Below are 18,440 nucleotides of genomic sequence, written 5' to 3'. Positions count from 1 at the left end.
TTGACGGTTGCGCCCCTTCGCGTCGGACATATCCGGAGCAACCCGCCAGGCTTCAGCCCACCAGGTCGCCCGCGTGCCGGACCACCGGCGCCTCGCCCCGGACGGCCGCGGCGACCGCCTCCGCGCGCGCCGGGTCGGCACCCGAGACCCGCAGGGTGACCGACTCCCCCGGCAGCAGCGTGACGAGCGCGTCGCTCGCGGCGGCCCCGGCGTCGAGCCGATCGGCGTGCAGGGTCAGGTCGCGCACGAACGTGTCGCTGGTGACCGCCACCTCGACGTCGCCGCCGGGCAGCGGCTTGGTCACGACGTCGAGCCGCGGGCGCGGGTAGGCGAGGTCACGGTCCACGGTGAAGTAGCGCCAGGCCCGGGCCGCGCCGTCGACCTCGGCCACGAGCAGCTCGGCGGCGGGGTCGCCGGGCTGCGCCAGGTCCGGGCCGAGGGCCACGGTCTCGCTCGCCACGGAGCCGACGTCGAACGTAACTGCCTGCTCGGCGAGCACCCGGCCGTCCAGGCCCAGGCGACGCACCGTCGCGGACCCCGACCACGCCTCGCCCGCGTCGTTGACCAGCACGATCGCCAGCCCGCCTGCGCGCGGCTGGATCGTGGCGAGCCGCGGGGCGAAGGCCGCGCGGACGGCGAACCAGGCGGGCCGGCGGCGTCCGGCGGAGTCGACGACGGCCCAGGACGCGACCGGCCAGCAGTCGTTGAGCTGCCACACGATCGAGCCCATGTTCAGCGGTCGCAGCGAGCGGAAGTGCTCGATCGCGAAGGTCAGGGCGCGCGCCTGGTTGAGCTGCATGGCCCAGTGCCAGTCGGCCATGTCCGGGGGCTCGTCGAAGTACGGCGCGAGGCCGCGCGACAGCTTGAGCGAGCCGTCGACCGCCTTCTGGTGGTGCAGCACGCCCTCCGAGTCGGGCCGCAGCGGGTCGTCGTGCACGGCGTCCGTCAGGGTGCGCCAGGCGGGCGGGCCCTGCCAGCCGAACTCCGAGACGAACCGCGCCCGGTCCTCCAGGAACACCTGGTAGCCCTGCTCGTTCCAGCCGTCCCACAGGTGCACCACGCCACGCGAGCGGTCGTTCGAGTACACCTCGGGCGTGCCCGAGTACGGGCTGCCCGGCCAGTAGAAGGCGTGCGGGCTGACCTCGGCCACCACCTGCGGCAGTACCTCCAGGTAGTACCGCTCGCCCCAGGGCCGGTCGCCGAGGCGCTCCTTCCAGCCCCAGTCGTCCCAGCCGAGCCAGTTCTCGTTGTTGCCGTTCCAGATCGCCAGCGAGGGGTGCGACATCAGGCGCACCACGTTCTCGCGCGCCTCGGCCGCGACCTCCTCGAGCATCCACTCGTGCTCCGGGTACGGTGCGCACGCGAAGGCGAAGTCCTGCCAGACGAGGAACCCGAGCTCGTCGCACTGCGCGTAGAAGTCGTCGGACTCGTACAGGCCGCCGCCCCACACCCGCAGGATGTTGGCGTTCGCCTCGGCGGCGTCGCGCAGGCGGGCGGCGACGTCGTCGTGCGTGACCCGGTGCGGGAAGCAGTCGTCCGGGATCCAGTTGAAGCCCAGCGCCGCGACCGGGCGGCCGTTGACCACGAACGCGAACGACTCGCCGTCCGCGTCCGCCTCGCGGCTCACCTCGACGGAGCGGAAGCCGACCCGCCGGTCGTCGGCGTCGAGCGCCTCGCCCGTGACGCGGTCGAGCAGCCGCACCTCGACGTCGTGCAGGGGCTGCGCCCCGGACCCGCGCGGCCACCACAGGTCGTCGTGCCCGATCGGCACCTCGACCGCGAGCCGCGCCGATGTCTCCGCGGCGGGCACGACGACGCTCCGGGTCGCGCCGCCCACGCGCACGACCAGCTCGGCGTCGTGCGCCGTCGCCGTCCGTTCGAGCTCGACGCCCACCTCGACGAGGCCGCGCCAGCCGGCGGCGCCCTGCTCGGCGTGCACCTCCACGCGGGTCTCGGCGAGCCGCGCGACCGACCACGACTCGATGCGCACCGGGCGCCAGATGCCGGCGGTGACCAGCGTGGGGCCCCAGTCCCAGCCGAAGTTGCAGGCCATCTTGCGGATGTGCGCCGACGGCGAGTCGAACGCGCGCCGCGCCTCGTCGTCCAGGGCGTCGAACGGCCCCCAGGGCGAGTCGAGCACGACGGCGACGTCGGCGGCGTCGGCCGAGTCCAGGGGCACCCGGTAGGAGCGGAACATGTTGCGGGTACGCAGGCGCTCGACGCCGTCCACGAGCACCGTGGCGAGCGTGTCCAGCCCGTCGAGCACGAGATCGGTGCGCTCGGCCGGCGTCGTGGCGGGCAGCGTCGCCTGGTACCGCCAGCCCGAGCGCCCGATCCACGGGGTCAGCAGCTCGTTGCGGTCGAGGTACGGATCCTCGATGAGGCCGGCGGCGAGCAGGTCGGTGTGGACCGTGCCGGGCACCGTGGCGGGCACGGGGAGCTGGGCGAGGACCGCGCCGTCGGCGTCGGCCGCGGCCGTCTCGACGTGCAGGGTCCAGGGTCCGGGCGCGGCGGTGCGCGTGAGCATGAGAGCCACCAAAGGTGTCGGAGCGGGCGGAGCGAGACGAGCGTCCAAGAGTTTCTTTCCGTTGTCAAGCAACTGCGCCCCGACCCTTGCGCCCGGGGCTGGGCTGTGGTTATTTGATCGCGTCAAGAAATGACGGGGCCCGCCGGGCCCCGTCGCGCGCTGGAACAGTGCCGTTCCGCACGTCGCCACTGCGCATCCTCGTAAAGGATGGAGAGCACCTTCCATGACAAGCCCCCGACGCCTGCTCCGGCAGGCGCTGTGCGGACTCGCCGCCGTCGGCCTCCTGGTCGCCGGCACCGCCGGACCCGCGAGCGCCGCGGACCCGGCGCCCACTCCCCCGCCGCCCCTGCCCCGCGTCGAGCCCGGCGACCTCGCCACGGCGCCGTACATGGGCTGGAGCAGCTTCAGCATGCAGGTCTACAGCGGCGACGGCCGCTGGATCGACGCCGACCAGCTCATCGCCCAGTCCGACGCCATGCACACCAAGCTGCAGCGTTTCGGCTACGACCGCATCAACGTCGACGCGGGCTGGAACGACGGCTTCGACGAGTTCGGCCGGCCCAAGCCCAGCACCTCGCTGTACCCGGACGGTCTCCAGGCCGTGATCGACCACGTGCACGACAACGGGCAGAAGTTCGGGCTGTACTTCATCCCGGGTATCGGCCCGGAGGTGTACGAGGCCGACCTGCCGGTCTGGAACGCCCCCGGCTGCACCACGGGCGACATCGTCAAGCAGCCGCTCACCAAGGCCGACTACTGGGGCATCGGCTGGGCGCTCGACTTCGACGACCCCTGCACCACCAAGTACATCGACTCCATCGGCGCCCTGCTGGGCGACTGGGGCGTGGACTTCGTCAAGTTCGACAGCGTGACCCCGGGCTCGGGCATCGGCGACCTGTCGCTCGACGCCCGCCGCGACGTGGCGGCCTGGTCCGACGCGCTGCACAGCCGCGACATCTGGTTCGAGCTGTCCTGGGCGCTCGACCCGCGCTACGCCGACTACTGGCGCGAGAAGGCCGACGGCTGGCGCCTCGACTGGGACGTCGAGTGCTACTGCGAGAACGAGGCCCTGACGACCTGGCCCAACATCGCGCGCCTGTTCCCCAAGGCCGAGCAGTGGTGGCGGTACACCGGCCCGGGCGGGTTCGGTGACCTCGACTCGCTCAACGTGGGCAACGGCCGCATGGACGGCCTGACGCAGGACGAGCGCCGTACGGCGACCAGCCTCTGGGCCATCTCCGCGGCCCCGATGTACACGGGCAACGACCTCACGCAGCTCGACGCGTTCGGGCTCGGCCTGCTGACCAACGAGGAGGTCATCGCGATCAACCAGGCCGCGATCCCGGCGCGGCCAGTCTCGACCGCCGGCAAGCGGCAGGTCTGGTACTCGCTGCAGGACGACGGCAGCTACGTCGTCGGGCTGTTCAACCTCGGCTCCACCGACGCCGACGTCACGGCGAGCTGGGCTGACCTGGGGCTCGGCGACGGCCGGCACAGGGTGCGCGACGTGTGGGCGAAGAAGAACCTCGGCTCCTTCACGGACGGGTTCACGGCCGCCGACGTGCCGCCGCACGGCGTGCGCCTGCTGCGCGTGACGCCCGCCGGCGCGGCCGCCTCGACGGTGAACGACGACGCGATCCAGGTCGGCTACGGCGGCGACTGGGCGCGCAACGGCAACGAGGAGGTCGCGGCGACGTCGCAGGACCTCGCCGTGACCGTGGTGCCCGACGGCGAGGAGCCGCCCGCCCCGGGCGACACCGGCAAGCGGGTCGCGGAGCTGAACGACGACGCGTCCGAGATCTCGTACTCCGGGAGCTGGAGCCACAGCACCGGCCGCGGCCTGGGCGACCACGAGGACGACGTGCACTGGACCGAGAAGGACGGCGACGCCTTCGAGCTGACCTTCCGGGGCACGGGCGTGTCCTACGTGACCGAGCGCGACGAGTCGCAGGGCGAGGTCGCGGTCTACCTGGACGGCGAGCTCGTCGACACGGTCGACGCGTCGTTGCCGGCCGGGACGCCGCGCGAGAGCCAGGCCGTCGTGTGGTCCACGACGGACCTCGAGAACGGCGAGCACACGCTGCGCATGGAGAAGAAGAACGGCCGGTTCATGCTGCTGGACCGGGTCGACGTCGAGCAGGAGAACCTGATCACGCCGAACGCGATCGTGGTGCCCGACGAGCGGGCCGAGGCGACGAGCGTCGAGCTCGGCCGCGACCCGGGCGAGCTCACGGCGATCCGCCACGGCGGCGCGGTGCTGCGCCAGGGCACCGACTGGACCACGGACGGGCAGTCGGTCGTGCTGTCGGCGGAGTACCTCACGGCCCTGCCCGCGGGCGACACGGCGCTGACCTTCGCGTTCCGGGGCGACGGCGGCGACGACGTGCACGCCGCGCGCGGCGAGGCGTGGACCGATCTCACGTTCACCGGCACCGGTGTCACGTGGATCGCGCCGACGGCGCCCGACCAGGGTCCCGTGCACGTCTACGTCGACGGCGTGCTGAAGCAGACCGTTGACACGAGCACGTCCGCGCGCCGCACGCAGCAGGAGCTGTTCTCGGTCTCCGGCCTCAAGCGCGGCGCCCACCGCATCGTGGTGGTGAACGGGTCCGACGCCCCGGTCCGGAGCGACGGCTTCCGCTTCACGCGCTGACCCACGACGTGTCAGACGCTCAGCCCCCTGGTGGGGGCTGAGCGTCTGACACGGTCACTCGGCGGTCAGCTCCAGCACCAGCCCGGACGCCGGCTGCAGCACCGGCAGCGTCACCCCGGCCGACGCCAGGACCGCACCCGGCACGCGGAAGCCACCGGCGCGCCGGGCCTGCTCGAGCCACGCGGGCTCGCGCCCGTGCACGGCGGTGGGACCGAACGCGTCCGGCACCCGCACCACGTAGTCCCGGTCCCGGTCCAGGCCCGGGAAAGGCACCCGGGCCACCTGCGGCCCTGCCGAGCTGGCCAGCCGCACCCACGCGAACAGCGCGCGGGTACGGTCCTCGGACACCGTGCCGTGCAGCAGCGTCTGCTCGTCGGCGAGGTCGGCGTGCACGCGCACGCCCCCGTGCAGCAGGTCCCGCCGGGACTTCACGAACGCGGCCCACTGGGTGAGCCGCACCATCTCGTCCTCGGTGCAGCCCGTGATGTCCCACTCGATCCCTGGCGCCGCGAACGCCGCCGTCACCAGCCGGAACGACAGGTCGGTGACCCGGTTCGTGGTGTGTGCCCGTGCCGCGCCGACGTGCGAGCCCAGCAGCTCCGGCGGCAGGAGCACCTCGCTCCAGCGCTGGATCTGCTGGCGCTCCACGGGGTCGTTGCAGTCCGAGGTCCACACCCGCTCGGTGCGGTCCAGGATGCCGAGGTCCATGCGACCGCCGCCCGCCGAGCAGCTCTCGATCTCCAGCGCCGGGTGCCGCTCGTGCAGCTCGTCGAGCAGGGCGTACAGCGCCAGCGTCTGCCGCCGCACCCCCGGCCGGTCCCCGGCGGCGCCGCCGCGGATCACGGCCTCGAGCAGGTCCCGGTTGTGGTCCCACTTGATGTAGTCGATGCCGTAGCGCTCCACGAGCTCTGAGATCGCGTCCCGCAGGTAGGCGTACGCGTCGGGGTGGGCGACGTCGAGCACGTACTGGTTGCGGAAGCTGGTGCCGACCCCGGCCGACGGCGCCAGCAGCCACTCGGGGTGCTCGCGGGCCAGGTCGGAGTCGAGGCTGACCATCTCGGGCTCGAACCACAGCCCGAACTCCATGCCCGCCGCGCGCACCCGCGACACGAACGGGTCGAGCCCGTCGGGCCAGACGGCGGTCTCGACCTGCCAGTCGCCGAGGCCCGCCGTGTCGTCGCGGCGCCCGCGGAACCAGCCGTCGTCGAGCACGATGCGCTCCACGCCCACCCGGGCGGCGCGGTCCACGAGCTCGGTCAGGAGGCCCAGGTCGTGGTCGAAGTAGACGGCCTCCCACGTGTTGAGCACGAGCGGCTGCGGGCGCCGCCGCGGGCGGCGCGCGCGGGTGCGGCGGTGGAACCGGTCGGCGATGCCGTCCAGCCCCGCGTCCGACCACGCGAACAGCACGTCGGGGGTCGTGTAGCTCTCCCCCGCGGCCAGCCGCACCTCGCCGGCGCGCAGCAGCTCGCCGCCGCCGAGCACGGCCGCGTGCGCGCCCGCGCCCTCGGACAGGCGCTGCACGATCCAGCGCTGGTCGCCGCTCCACGCCACGTGAGCCGCCCACACCTCGCCCGACCGGTGGCCGAACCCCGGCGTGCCCGCCGCGACCAGGTACGGCGAGTCGGCCCCCGGCTTGCCCCGGCGCACCTCGCGCACGTGGTCGCCGTCCACCAGCGGCACGCGCTGCGGTTCGCGCTCCCGGCTCCAGCGCCCGCTGAAGTCGAGAACCTCGCCCGCGCGGGCCGGGAGCGGCAGGAGCGCCGCGACGTGCGACAGGTCGTAGACCTCGCGCCCCGCGCCGCTCGCTCCGCCCTCGACCCCCGGCGTCACGGTCCACCGCACCCGCAGGACGCCCGTCGCCTCCAGCTCCACCTCGGCCGTGAGCGCGAGGTCCGCGATCGGCTCACGCACGTCCAGGCGCACCCTGCCCCCGGCGCCGTCGGCCGGGACCTCGACGTCCGCCGCCACGAGCTCGGGGCGCGGCGTCGTCGCCGTCCCGGCGCGGTGGCCCTCGATGCCCGGCAGACCCGCCCAGGCGTCCCGCTCGACCGGCAGGAGCGTGACCGCACGGGGCGTCTCCGGCGAGTTGGCGACCCGCGCGGTGGCCCCGGACTCGCGCAGCGCGTCCACACCCTCGGGGCCGAGGTCACCGAGGTCCGCGCCCCAGTGCAGCACCTGGGGCATCACGCCCACGAGATCGAGCACGAGCGACACTCCGGCCGCGCGCAGCACCGCGTATCCATCACCAGCAGACATCTTCACCACCCCGAATCGACTTTCTTGACAGCGGAAACTTAGTCGCCCTACGCTTTCGGCGGCAAGCGAGGTGCCCACCTCCTGCAGCTCGACGACGAGGGATGAGGCCGATGGCGATCTCCACCACCACCCCGGCGCGCGGACGGACCGCGACCGGGCGTGACGACAAGACCGGGCCGGTGCGCCGCGCCGGCTCGCCCGCCCACCGCGGCGACGCGCGGCTGGCGTGGGTCCTGATCGCACCCGCCGTCATCGGGTTCCTCGCGTTCGCCGCCTACCCCACCCTGCGCGGCATCTACCTGAGCTTCACCGACTTCCGGGTGCTCACCCCGCCGCGGTGGACCGGCCTGGACAACCTGAAGCGGCTGGTGGCCGACGAGGTCTTCTGGCACTCGCTCGGCGTCACGGCCTACTTCGTGGTCCTGTCGGTCGTGATCGGCATGGCCCTCTCGGTCACCACGGCCGTGGTGCTGCACCGGCTGACGGCGTCGACCGCACTGCGGGGGGTCATCATCCTCCCGTTCCTCATCTCCGGGGTCGTCGCGGCCACCACGTGGTCCTGGATGCTCGACGCCCAGCTCGGCATCGTGAACATCGCGATCCGCCAGCTCGGGTTCGACCCGGTCTTCTTCCTGGGCTCCAGCAAGTGGGCGATTCCCACCATCGCGCTGATCAGTGTCTGGAAGGGCATGGGATACAACGCGATCATCGTGTTCGCGGGCCTGCAGACCATCCCGCCGACCGTCTACGAGGCCGGCCGGATCGACGGTGCCAACGAGATGCAGATGTTCCGCCGCCTCACGCTCCCCCTGCTGCGTCCCGTGCTGGCGATGGTGCTGGTGCTGACGGTGATCGGATCGTTCCAGGTGTTCGACCTCGTGGCCGTGACCACGCAGGGCGGCCCGGCCCGTGCGTCGAACGTGCTGCAGCTCTACATCTACGACAAGGCGTTCGGCCAGTTCGAGTTCGGCTACGCCGCGACCATGTCGCTCGCGCTGTTCGCGATGCTCATCACCATCACCTTCCTGCAGATGCGCCTGCTGCGCGCCGACGAGTCCGACACGAACTGAGGAACACGCATGTCCGCATCCGCTACCGTCTCCGGACCCCGCCGCCGCATCAGCGTGGGGCGCGCCGCCGCCTGGACCTATCTCGGCGGGGTCGTGCTGGTCACGCTCTTCCCGTTCTACTGGATCCTGCGGACGTCGTTCTCGAACAACTACTCGCTGATCACGCACCCGTCGTCGCTGCTGCCGGTGGACTTCACGCTCGGCGCGTTCCGCCGGGTGCTCGGCATCGCCACGTCGGCCGAGTCCCTGGCCGAGGGCGGCTCGGGCGCCAGCATCAACATCCTGCACTTCGCGATGAACTCGCTGATCTTCGCGACGCTCTCGACCGTCCTGGTCGTGTTCTTCTCGCTGATCGCCGCCTACGCGTTCGCCCGCCTGCAGTGGCCCGGCCGGGACCTGGTCTTCTCCGTGCTGCTGACAGCGCTCATGGTGCCGGGCATCCTGACGCTGCTGCCGAACTTCGTGCTCATCAAGGACCTGGGCCTGCTCAACACGTTCGGCGGGCTGATCCTGCCGGGCGCGCTGTTCTCGGCGTTCAACATCTTCTTCCTGCGGCAGTTCATGCTCGGCCTGAGCGGCGAGATCGAGGAGGCCGCGCTGATCGACGGCGCGAGCCGCCTGCGCGTGCTGTTCCAGATCACGCTGCCCATGACGTCCGGCCCCGTGACCACCCTGTCGATCCTGGGCTTCATCGGCGCGTGGAACGACTACTTCTGGCCACTCCTGGTGACCAGCGACGACAGCGTGCGGCCCCTCACGCTCGCCCTCGCGGTGTTCAAGCAGTCCTCGCCCCAGGCCGCCCCCGACTGGGCCGGCCTGATGGCGGCCACGCTCGTCGCGGCCCTGCCGATGCTGGTGCTGTTCCTCGCGTTCGGTCGCCGGATCGTCGACTCCATCGGCTTCTCGGGGCTCAAGTGACCACCGCACCCCGCCCCGTGCGCCTGCGCTGGACCGCGCCCGCCGCCCGCTGGACCGAGGCCACGCCCATCGGCGACGGCGCGATCGGCGGCATGGTCTTCGGCGACGCCCGCGGCCGCATCGGGCTCAACGACTCGACGCTCTGGTCGGGCACCCCGGACGGCCCGCGGCGCGCGCTCGACGCCGTCCTGGCCGGCGGCGCCGGACCCGAGCGCCTCGCCGAGGTGCGCGCCGCCGTCGCCCGGCGGGACGACGACGAGGTCGAACGCCTGCTGCGTACCTTCGAGGGCCCGTGGAGCCAGGAGTTCCTGCCGCTCGGCCACCTCGACCTGGACCTCGGCCCGGCGCCGCTGACCGACTACGAGCGCGTGCTCGACCTCTCCCGCGCCGTGGTCGACGAGTCCTTCCTGCTCGACGGCGTGCGCGTGCGCCGCAGCAGCTGGGTCGGCGCGGTCGACGGTGCCCTCGTCGTCGAGCTCGTGGCCGACGCCCCGGTCTCGGCCGTGCTGCGCCTGCGCTCGCCCCTGCGGGTCGCGAGCACCGACGTGCGGCTGCCGGACGGCGGCACCGCGGGGCTGAGCCTGGTCGTCGAGGCGCCGGTCGACGGCGCGCCGGGGCACGAGCCGGAGGCCGAGGCACACGTCTGGGGGCAGGCCGACTCCGGCTTCGACCCCGCCGCGGCCGTGTCCGTGGCCCTGCGCACGGACGGCACGGCGACGGCGGTGCCCGCGGCCGAGGGCGCGCACGACATCTCGCTCACCGGTGCGAGCCGCGTACTCCTGGCCGTGACGACCGAGACGAACGCCCGCCGCTGGTGGCGCCACGAGCCGACCGCGACGCGCGCCGACCTGGCCGAGCGCGCCGCCGCGCACGCCGCCGAGGTCGTGGCGGCCAATGCCGACGACCTCCGCGCCCGGCACGAGGCCGACGCAGGGGCACTGCTGGGCCGGTCCGCCCTGGAGCTCGGTGACAGCGCTGACGCCACTCCCGTCGACGTCGCCGCCCTTCTCGCGGACGGCGACGACCGCGCCCTGGCCCCCGTGCTCTACGCGTACGGCCGGTACCTGCTCGTCTCGTCGTCGCGGCCCGGCTCGCCGCCCGCCAACCTGCAGGGCATCTGGAACGAGTCGATGCGGCCGCCGTGGTCGTCCAACTACACGATCAACATCAACACCCAGATGAACTACTGGCTGGCCGAGCGCACCGGCCTGGGCGAGCTGCACGCACCGCTGCTCGACCTGCTGGAGCGCGTGGCCGAGACGGGCAGCGCCGTGGCGGACGCCCTGTACGGCGCGCGCGGCTGGGTGGCGCACCACAACACCGACCCGTGGGGCTGGGCGCTGCCCGTCGGCGCCGGCCACGGGGCGACGTCCTGGGCGTTCTGGCCGATGGGCGGCCTCTGGCTCGCCGACCATGCCTGGCAGCGCTGGGAGTACGGGCGCGACCGCGCCGAGCTGGCCGGGCGGGTGCTGCCGCTGCTGCTCGGCGCGAGCGCCTTCGCGCTCGACTGGCTGGTTGCCGACGCCGACGGCGTGCTCGGCACCTCGCCGTCGACATCGCCCGAGAACTCGTTCCGGCGCGCGGACGGGTCGACGGGTTCCGTGTCGACGTCGTCCGCGATGGACCTGACCCTGATCCGGACCACGTTCGAGCGCACGCTCGCGGCGGCGGAGGCCGTGGGCGCCGGCACCGAGCCGCTGCCGGCCGAGATCCGCGCCGCCCTCACGCGCCTGGCGGCGCCGCGCGTGGCCGCCGACGGCACCGTGGCCGAATGGGGCGAGGACGGCACCTCGACGGACCCGCACCACCGGCACCTGTCGCACCTGGTCGGGCTGTACCCGCTCACCGCGATCGACGTGGAGCGCACCCCGGAGCTGGCCGCGGCCGCGCGGCGCACGCTCGACGTGCGCGGTCCGGGCGCCATGGGCTGGTCCTGGTCGTGGAAGATCGCCCTGCGGGCCCGGTTGGGTGACGGCGACGTCGCCCGCGACCTGCTGCGCGAGGCTTCCCGCCCCTACCTGGACGACCCCGACGTCGACTCGCCCGTGGACGGCTCCGAGTGGGGCGGCCTGCTGCCCAACCTGTTCTCGACGCACCCGCCGTTCCAGATCGACGGCAACTACGGGCTGGCCGCCGCGATCGCGGAGCTGCTGGTCGGCGCCGGCGCGGGCACACCCGAGGACCCGCTGCGCCTGCTGCCGGCCCTGCCCGCGGCCTGGCCCGACGGCCGGATCACGGGCATCCGCACGCGCGGCGGCGTCGCGGTGGACCTCGCCTGGCGCGCCGGCCGCCCGGCCACGCTGCGCCTGCACGACGCCGTCGGCGCAGGGGTGCGCGACGTCGTCGTCGCCTTCGGCGGGCGCACGTGCACGCTGCCCGCCGACGGCGCAGAGGCCGCGGACCTGTTCGGGGACATCTCATGACCACCCCGGACCCCCGCGAGGCCGCGCTCCGTTCCTACCGCTCGACCCAGGACCTGCCGGACGGCTTCGCAGCGTTCTGGCGCGACACCCTCACGGAGGCCCGCCGGTTCGATACACCGCCGGCCGTGACCCCGGTGGCCACGGCACTGGACGCCATCGAGGTGTTCGACGTGACCTTCCCCGGATTCGCCGGCCACCCGGTCCGCGCGTGGCTGCGCCTGCCGCGGCACCGGGTGGGCCGGCTGCCCGCCGTCGTCCACTTCACGGGTTACGGCGCCGGACGCGGGTACGCGATCGACGACCTCACCTGGGCCGCGGCGGGCTACGCCCACCTCGTCATGGACACCCGCGGGCAGGGCGACGGATCGACGCCGGACGGACCCTGGGGCGACAGCACCGGCTACGTCACGCGCGGCCTGGCCGACCCGGCGGGCTACTACTACCGGCGCGTGTTCACCGACGCCGCCCGCGCGGTCGACGCCGTCCGGCTGCTGCCGGGCGTGGACCCCGACCGCGTGGCGGTGCTCGGCAACAGCCAGGGCGCCGGGATCGCGCTGGCCGCGGGCTACCTGGCCCCCGGCGTGGCCGCGGTGCTGGCGCAGGCCCCGTTCCTCGCGGACCTGCCGGGTGCGCTGACGCTCAGCCGCAGCGGCCCCTACCGCGAGCTGGCCGACCTGCTGGCCCGGGACCGGCCGCGCCTCGAGCGCGCGCTGGCCACGCTGCGCCACTTCGACGTCGTCAACTTCGCCCGCCTGGCCCACGCGCCCGCGTGGTTCTCCGCCGGGCTCGACGACGACGTCACTCCCCCCGAAACCGTGTTCGCCGCGCACAACGAGTACGCGGCGCCGCACGACATCGCCGTCTGGCCGGTCAACGGCCATGACGCCGGCGGCAGCCTCGACCGGCAGGGCGCGCTCGACGTGCTCGGCCGTGTGCTCGAGGCCGCCGTCGGCCCCGTCAACCCGAACCGAACCCACCCGGTCCCTTGATCGAAGAGGAATCATGAAACCGAAGCACATGCTGAGCATCGTCGCTGCAGCCGCTGTCACCGTCTCGCTGGCCGCCTGCGCGGGCGGCCCGGCCGGCGGAGCAGCCGAGGAGGGCGCCCACGCGGGCACCGTCAACTGGTGGACCTGGGACGAGAAGCAGGCCGAGTCGTACAAGACGTGCCTGCCCGCCTTCCAGGAGAAGTACCCCGACATCACGGTCAACATCACGCAGTACGCGGTGGACGACTACTTCACCAAGCTCACGGCCGGCTTCGTGGCCGGCAACGCGCCGGACGCGTTCCAGAACAGCGTGGAGTTCCTCGACTCGTACGCCAAGCAGGGCCAGCTCGAGCCGCTCGACGACTACATCGCCGAGTCGGACTACGACCTGGGCGTGTTCAACGTGGGCGTCCCGGCGTTCACCTACACGGACGACAAGCAGTACGCGCTGCCGCTCGACTGGGCCGGCTCCGCGTTCTACTACAACAAGGACATGCTGAAGGACGCCGGCCTCACCGAGGACGACGTCACGAACATGACCTGGAACCCGGAGGACGGCGGCACCTTCGACAAGGTCGTCTCGCACCTCACCGTCGACGAGAACGGCAAGCGCGGCGACGAGAAGGGCTTCGACAAGGACAAGGTCAAGGTCTACGGCATCGGGGCCCTCGGTACGAGCGACTACCTGGGTCAGACCACCTGGTACCAGTTCGCGGCCGCGACCGGCTGGACCATGCGCGAGCCCGCGGCGTGGCCCACGTCCTTCGCGTTCGCCGACCCGACGTTCGTCGAGACCATGGACTACCTGCGCGGCCTGTCCGACCGCGGCCTGGCCCCGAAGTTCGGCCAGTTCACCGTCGGTGACACCGAGCAGCTCGGCTCCGGCTCGGTCGCGATGATCTCCGGCGGCTCGTGGTCGGCCACGACGTTCGCGAAGCTGCCCGGCATGTCGGTCGGCATCGCGCCCAACGTGCTCGGCCCGGACGGCGAGACGCGCGTGGTCATGAGCAACTCCAACGGCAACATGCTGTGGTCGGGCAGCAAGGTGAAGCAGGCGGCCTGGGACTGGATCTCGTTCATGGGCACGGCCGAGTGCCAGGAGAGCGCCGCGCTCACCTCGGGCTCGTTCTTCCCGTCGATCCCCTCGGCCATGGAGGCCCTGGCCGCGGACCAGCTCGAGAAGGGCGTCGACCTGAGCGTCTTCGTGGACTACTCGAAGAACGAGCAGCTCGAGCCGTCGCTGGCCTACCGCAACGGCGCCGAGCTCAAGTCGGAGCTGCAGCCCCTGTTCGAGGCGTACTACAGCCACCAGCGTGATGACGACGTCTGGCAGGAGGCCGCCGACAAGGCCCAGGAGATCCTGTCCAAGCAGTAGCCAGCCACCCCCGGTCCGGGCGCGACGCCGCACGCGTCGCGCCCGGACCCGAAGGCGAGGTCTTTCCATGAGCCCCCTGGTCGCCCGGACCCCCGCGCTGCGCACGGCGACGTCGGCGGAGATCTTCACGCGCATCATCACGCACGGTCCGGTCAGCCGGATCGAGATCGGCCGCCTCACCGGGCTCTCGCAGGCCAAGGTGACCAAGACCGTGAGCCCGCTGATCCGCGACGGCTTCGTGACCGTGGGCGAGCACGCCGAGAGCTCCTCGCCCGGGCGGCCCGTCTACCCCCTGAGCGTGGTGCCGCGTTCGATGCTCGCGATCGGCGTCAAGGTCAACGCCGACGAGATCGTGGCCGTCGCGGTGAGCATCGGCAACGAGGTGCTCACCTCCACCCGCCGGCCCTTGGCACGGCACGACCCGGAGACGGTCGCGGCCGAGATCGTGCGCTGCGCGCGCCGGCTCGTGGACAAGCTCGGGGACAGCGCGGAGCGGCTCGTGGGCATCGGCGTCTCGGTGTCCGGCGACATCGACTCGGGCTCCGGCGTCGTGCGGCACTCCCCACTGCTGGGCTGGGCCAACGTGCCCCTGGGGGCCACGGTCGCCCGGGAGGTCGACCTGCCGGTCGTGGTCGAGAACGACGTGCGGGCGCTCGCGAGGTCCGAGCAGTGGTTCGGGCTCGGCGTCGAGGCGGAGAGCTTCGCCATCGTCACCATCGGCGCGGGCATCGGCTGCGGCATCTACGTCAACCGCGACGTCGTGGTCGGGGCGCACGGCGTCGTCGGCGAGATCGGCCACCTGCCGCTGGCCTCCCCCGACGCGAGATGCGTGTGCGGACGCCGTGGCTGCGTCGAGGCGGTGGCGTCCTCGGGCGCCATCCGTGACGCCGTCCGCGTGGGGCACGGCGACCCCGCGCTCACCCTCGCGGACGCGGTGGCCCTGGCGCACGCCGGCGACCGCACCGCCGTCGACGCGTTCGACCGGGCGGGTACCGCCATCGGGGCGGCACTGGCCGTGACCGCGAACCTGGTGGACCCCGAGGTGGTGGTCATCGCGGGCGAGGGTGTCATGGAGTACGACCTGTACGAACGCCGCATCCGCGAGGAGTTCGCCGCGCACGCGTTCGGCGCGGCGGCGAACTGCCGCCTGGTGGTGCGGCGGCACACATTCATCGACTGGGCCTGCGGCGCGGCGGTGGCGGCGTTCCGGGAGGCGCTGCGGCCCGTCGGCTGAGGTGGGTGGTCCGGGCCGGTCGGGAGCTACTCGGGGCTAGTCAGGGAAGACGCAGAACTCGTTGCCCTCGGGGTCGGTCATGACCACCCAGTTCTCGTTCCGGCCGATCTCGGCCGCGCCGGCAGCGACCAGGCGCGCCACCTCGGCGTCCCGGTCGGGGGCGCGGACGTCGAGGTGCACCCGGTTCTTGACCGCTTTGGGCTCGGGCACGGCGTTGAAAAAGAGGCGCGGAGCCCCGGCCGGGCCCTCGACCAGCACGGACGGGTCGTCCTCCGGGTCGTGGACGCCGATGGTGTGCAGCCGGGCCAGCTCCTCGTCGTCGTACGGGGCCACGGCGTAGCCGTCCAGCACGATCGCCCAGAACCGGGCCAGGGACGCGGGGTGGCGGCAGTCGAACACCACGTCGTGAAGTCTCGCCATGGGGCCACCGTAGGGGCGTGGGCGGCTTTGTCGAGGATGTTCGGGCGGGAAGTGCTGAGGAGTCGGAGAGTCTGTCCGCTGGGAGCGGGCGGTGGTGGGGCGGGCGGCGCCGCCCGGCTGGTGCAAACGGCGGAGAGGTGTGGGCGTTCGTGCGGTTCCTGCAAGCGCGACGAGCGTCTGGCGCGATCGACGAGACGGGCGAGATTCTGGTCGCTGACCGTCGAATTCCTGGCTTATCCACAAGGCGAGCAGCCGGATTCTGCTATCGGCAGACCGGGTCGATTCAGCGAGCGATGCGCACGTGTGTGCCATATGTTGATGGCATGACGCGAACGGGTGAGGTACCAGGACGAGCAGGCGAGCAGCCTGCTCGATCGGTGCTGCCCGAGAACGGACCGAGACTGCCCGGCGGGCCGGTGCTGCCCGGCGGCGCCGAGGATTCAGGTGTCGCAGGTGCGTTCGGTGCGGCCGGTGCGTCCGCGCCTGGCGGGGCCGTCGGCGTGGCCGGTGTGCGGGCGGTGCGGCGGGCCCTGGCGGAGATGATCTTGCCTGGTGCCACTGACACTCCTGCCGGTGTGCCCGCGGCAGTACAGGCCGAATGGGTCGATCTGCTCGGCGAGTTGGAGTCGGTGAAGAACGCGATCACCGCGACCCAGGCCCGGCTCACGGTCGCGTTGGACGAGGCCACCCGTGCCGACGAAGCCCGGCAGAGCATCCGGGCCGAGCGGCAAGGGCGCGGTGTGCCGAACCAGGTCGGTGCCGCGCTGCGGGTCAGCCCGCACGCCGGGGCCGGGTTCGTGAGCACGTCTCGGGTGTGGGTCACCCAGATGCCCCACACGTTCGCCGCGTTGCAGACCGGGGTCCTCTCGCAGTGGCGGGCCACCCTTCTGGTGCGGGAGACGTCCCACCTGTCGCTGGAGCACCGGGCCCTGATCGACGAGGAGATCTGCGGCCCCACCCACCTGACCGAGCTGTCCCGCATGAGCACCCGACGACTGATCGCCCGGATCAAGGAACTCGCCGCCCGACTGGACGTGCACGCGTGCGTGAACCGCAACGCCAAGGCCGTCTCGGAGCGGCGGGTCTCGATCCGCCCGGCACCGGACCTGATGGTCTACCTCACGGCCCTGGTGCCGATGGCCCAGGGAGTGCAGGCCTACGCCCAGCTCAAAACAACCGCCGAGACAGCGAAGGCCACGAGTGACGAGCGTGGGGTGGGTCAGATCATGGCCGACACCCTCATCGAACGCACCACCACCCGTGAACCCGGCCACGCGAACGACGTGCCGGTCACGATCAACCTGCTGGTCTCCGACGACACCCTCCTCGCCGCCGGCAATCAGCCCGCCGTGGTGGTCGAGGGTGCCCCGGCGGGTGTGGGCGTGGTCCCGGCACCGGTCGCCCGCAACCTTGCCGCCCATGCGATCGAGACCGACACGGCCTGGCTGCGCTCGATCTACGTCAACCCCCACGGGCGCCTGCTGGCCACGACGTCCACGTCCCGGTTCCACCCACCGGGGTTGTCGAACCTGCTACGGGCCCGGGAGCAAGGCATCTGCGCCACCACGTGGTGTGACGCCCCAGTCCGGCACACCGACCACATCACCCCGCACGCCGAGGGCGGCCCCACGAGCCTCGACAACGGCCAGGGCCTGTGCGCCAGGTGCAACCACGCGAAACAGGCCCCGGGCTGGTCGCAGAAGACCACCCAGCTCAACGGCCTGCATGCCGTGGAGACGATCACCCCGACCGGGCACACGTATGTCTCGGTCGCGCCTACGCCGCCGACACCAGCCAGGAGTGGTGACACCGGTTGTGTCATGGAGGCTGTCCGTGGCCTCGGTACGGACTCCGACGGAACGGCACCCACCGACCCGCTGGGAACCGGTCAGACGGGCCGCGACATCACCTCGACCCCCGGCCGAAACGCGACCGGGTCTGGTGATGGGCGCGCGTCGGCAACCGCTGAGCCCGGTCCTGGCCAGGGCACGACGCCGACCCGCGACCGGACCGCGACACCGGCCTGGACCCCGGCCGTCGGCATGACCGGCCCCGCACCCGGCCGCACACCACGCAGCCGCTACTCGATCGGCTGCCAGACCACCCCCGCCCACGGCGCGATCCCCTACCGACCGAGCCCACCACCCCGCCAACCACGCCAGGCACACCAACCACCCCGCCGAGCGCCCAGCAGCGCGCCAAGCAGGTCACGCCGCCCCGACCTCTCCTGGGCCCACCCCACCTGACGCACCGCAGACACCACTAGGCCGTGTTGCTCAACGGATCTGGATCTCGGTGGGTCGCGCCTCGTGCCGTGTCGCGTCATCGTCGACTCTTCCCTGCCCGACGCTTTCGCAACTGTAGGTTGTCAGCCTGTCGCCGAGGAGCGATCGGCAACATGCGGTCGGCGATGGTCCGGTGGAACGCGGAAAGGATGGCACGTGACGGCGACCTCAACGCCGGCGAGCCGGGGACGTCGTGGTGGCACATCTTCGACGATCAGCAGCATGGAGAGCTCCGCGCGGCGGGGTTCTCTCCGTCGGGCAGGACGTTGGTGGTAGCCACCAGCAGCGAT

Annotated in this window: 11 protein-coding genes; 8 read left to right on the top strand and 3 right to left on the bottom strand. The window is 72.6% G+C overall.

Features of this window, described 5'->3' with window-relative positions; translation table 11 throughout:
* Positions 1-52 precede the first annotated feature (52 nt).
* Positions 53-2,527, bottom strand: coding sequence for a glycoside hydrolase family 2 protein (locus ACH47X_RS20470; RefSeq protein ID WP_397406423.1), 2,475 nt, complete (start codon positions 2,525-2,527; stop codon positions 53-55).
* Positions 2,528-2,750: 223 nt separating this feature from the next.
* Here ACH47X_RS20470 and ACH47X_RS20465 point away from each other — a divergent pair, with 223 nt between their 5' ends.
* Complete coding sequence (locus ACH47X_RS20465; protein WP_397406421.1) at positions 2,751-5,180, top strand: X2-like carbohydrate binding domain-containing protein; 2,430 nt, start codon at positions 2,751-2,753, stop codon at positions 5,178-5,180.
* A 54-nt stretch (positions 5,181-5,234) separates the two neighbouring features.
* On the opposite strand, the gene ACH47X_RS20460 is transcribed toward ACH47X_RS20465, so the two are convergent.
* Complete coding sequence (locus ACH47X_RS20460; protein ID WP_397406419.1) at positions 5,235-7,436, bottom strand: alpha-galactosidase; 2,202 nt, start codon at positions 7,434-7,436, stop codon at positions 5,235-5,237.
* A gap of 110 nt (positions 7,437-7,546) precedes the next feature.
* Here ACH47X_RS20460 and ACH47X_RS20455 point away from each other — a divergent pair, with 110 nt between their 5' ends.
* The 6 genes from ACH47X_RS20455 to ACH47X_RS20430 all read left to right on the top strand — a co-directional run bounded on the left by ACH47X_RS20455 (position 7,547) and on the right by ACH47X_RS20430 (position 15,445).
* Positions 7,547-8,506: a carbohydrate ABC transporter permease gene (locus tag ACH47X_RS20455; protein ID WP_397406417.1), complete on the top strand. Its 960-nt coding sequence runs from the start codon at positions 7,547-7,549 to the stop codon at positions 8,504-8,506.
* 9 nt (positions 8,507-8,515) lie between these two features.
* Positions 8,516-9,424: a carbohydrate ABC transporter permease gene (locus ACH47X_RS20450; RefSeq protein ID WP_397406415.1), complete on the top strand. Its 909-nt coding sequence runs from the start codon at positions 8,516-8,518 to the stop codon at positions 9,422-9,424.
* Positions 9,421-11,847, top strand: coding sequence for a glycosyl hydrolase family 95 catalytic domain-containing protein (locus tag ACH47X_RS20445; RefSeq protein ID WP_397406413.1), 2,427 nt, complete (start codon positions 9,421-9,423; stop codon positions 11,845-11,847). The genes ACH47X_RS20450 and ACH47X_RS20445 overlap by 4 nt, the downstream gene beginning before the upstream one ends.
* Entirely contained in the window at positions 11,844-12,836 is a 993-nt protein-coding gene (locus ACH47X_RS20440) for an acetylxylan esterase (RefSeq protein WP_397406411.1), read from the top strand. The genes ACH47X_RS20445 and ACH47X_RS20440 overlap by 4 nt, the downstream gene beginning before the upstream one ends.
* Before the next feature lie 13 nt (positions 12,837-12,849).
* Positions 12,850-14,211, top strand: coding sequence for an ABC transporter substrate-binding protein (locus tag ACH47X_RS20435; RefSeq protein ID WP_397406409.1), 1,362 nt, complete (start codon positions 12,850-12,852; stop codon positions 14,209-14,211).
* A gap of 67 nt (positions 14,212-14,278) precedes the next feature.
* Positions 14,279-15,445, top strand: coding sequence for an ROK family protein (locus ACH47X_RS20430; RefSeq protein WP_142034161.1), 1,167 nt, complete (start codon positions 14,279-14,281; stop codon positions 15,443-15,445).
* 36 nt (positions 15,446-15,481) lie between these two features.
* Here the strand turns inward: ACH47X_RS20430 and ACH47X_RS20425 are convergent, their stop codons facing one another.
* Positions 15,482-15,865 (bottom strand): VOC family protein, encoded by a 384-nt coding sequence (locus tag ACH47X_RS20425; protein ID WP_397406407.1) that lies wholly within the window; start codon positions 15,863-15,865, stop codon positions 15,482-15,484.
* A 539-nt stretch (positions 15,866-16,404) separates the two neighbouring features.
* Between ACH47X_RS20425 and ACH47X_RS20420 the strand changes: the two genes are divergently transcribed.
* Positions 16,405-18,111, top strand: a complete 1,707-nt coding sequence (locus ACH47X_RS20420; protein ID WP_397406482.1) for an HNH endonuclease — start codon at positions 16,405-16,407, stop codon at positions 18,109-18,111.
* Positions 18,112-18,440 lie beyond the last annotated feature (329 nt).

This window comes from Promicromonospora kroppenstedtii (genome assembly GCF_044389675.1).
Lineage (GTDB): Bacteria > Actinomycetota > Actinomycetes > Actinomycetales > Cellulomonadaceae > Promicromonospora > Promicromonospora kroppenstedtii.
The sequence above is the reverse complement of the archived record's forward strand: the minus strand, read 5'-3'. Positions and strand labels throughout refer to the sequence as shown.

Coding starts and splice junctions, on each gene's coding strand:
- ACH47X_RS20470 (WP_397406423.1), bottom strand. CDS start 2,527: ATGCTCACGCGCACCGCCGCGCCCGGACCCTGGACCCTGCACGTCGAG.
- ACH47X_RS20465 (WP_397406421.1), top strand. CDS start 2,751: ATGACAAGCCCCCGACGCCTGCTCCGGCAGGCGCTGTGCGGACTCGCC.
- ACH47X_RS20460 (WP_397406419.1), bottom strand. CDS start 7,436: ATGTCTGCTGGTGATGGATACGCGGTGCTGCGCGCGGCCGGAGTGTCG.
- ACH47X_RS20455 (WP_397406417.1), top strand. CDS start 7,547: ATGGCGATCTCCACCACCACCCCGGCGCGCGGACGGACCGCGACCGGG.
- ACH47X_RS20450 (WP_397406415.1), top strand. CDS start 8,516: ATGTCCGCATCCGCTACCGTCTCCGGACCCCGCCGCCGCATCAGCGTG.
- ACH47X_RS20440 (WP_397406411.1), top strand. CDS start 11,844: ATGACCACCCCGGACCCCCGCGAGGCCGCGCTCCGTTCCTACCGCTCG.
- ACH47X_RS20435 (WP_397406409.1), top strand. CDS start 12,850: ATGAAACCGAAGCACATGCTGAGCATCGTCGCTGCAGCCGCTGTCACC.
- ACH47X_RS20430 (WP_142034161.1), top strand. CDS start 14,279: ATGAGCCCCCTGGTCGCCCGGACCCCCGCGCTGCGCACGGCGACGTCG.
- ACH47X_RS20425 (WP_397406407.1), bottom strand. CDS start 15,865: ATGGCGAGACTTCACGACGTGGTGTTCGACTGCCGCCACCCCGCGTCC.
- ACH47X_RS20420 (WP_397406482.1), top strand. CDS start 16,405: ATGATCTTGCCTGGTGCCACTGACACTCCTGCCGGTGTGCCCGCGGCA.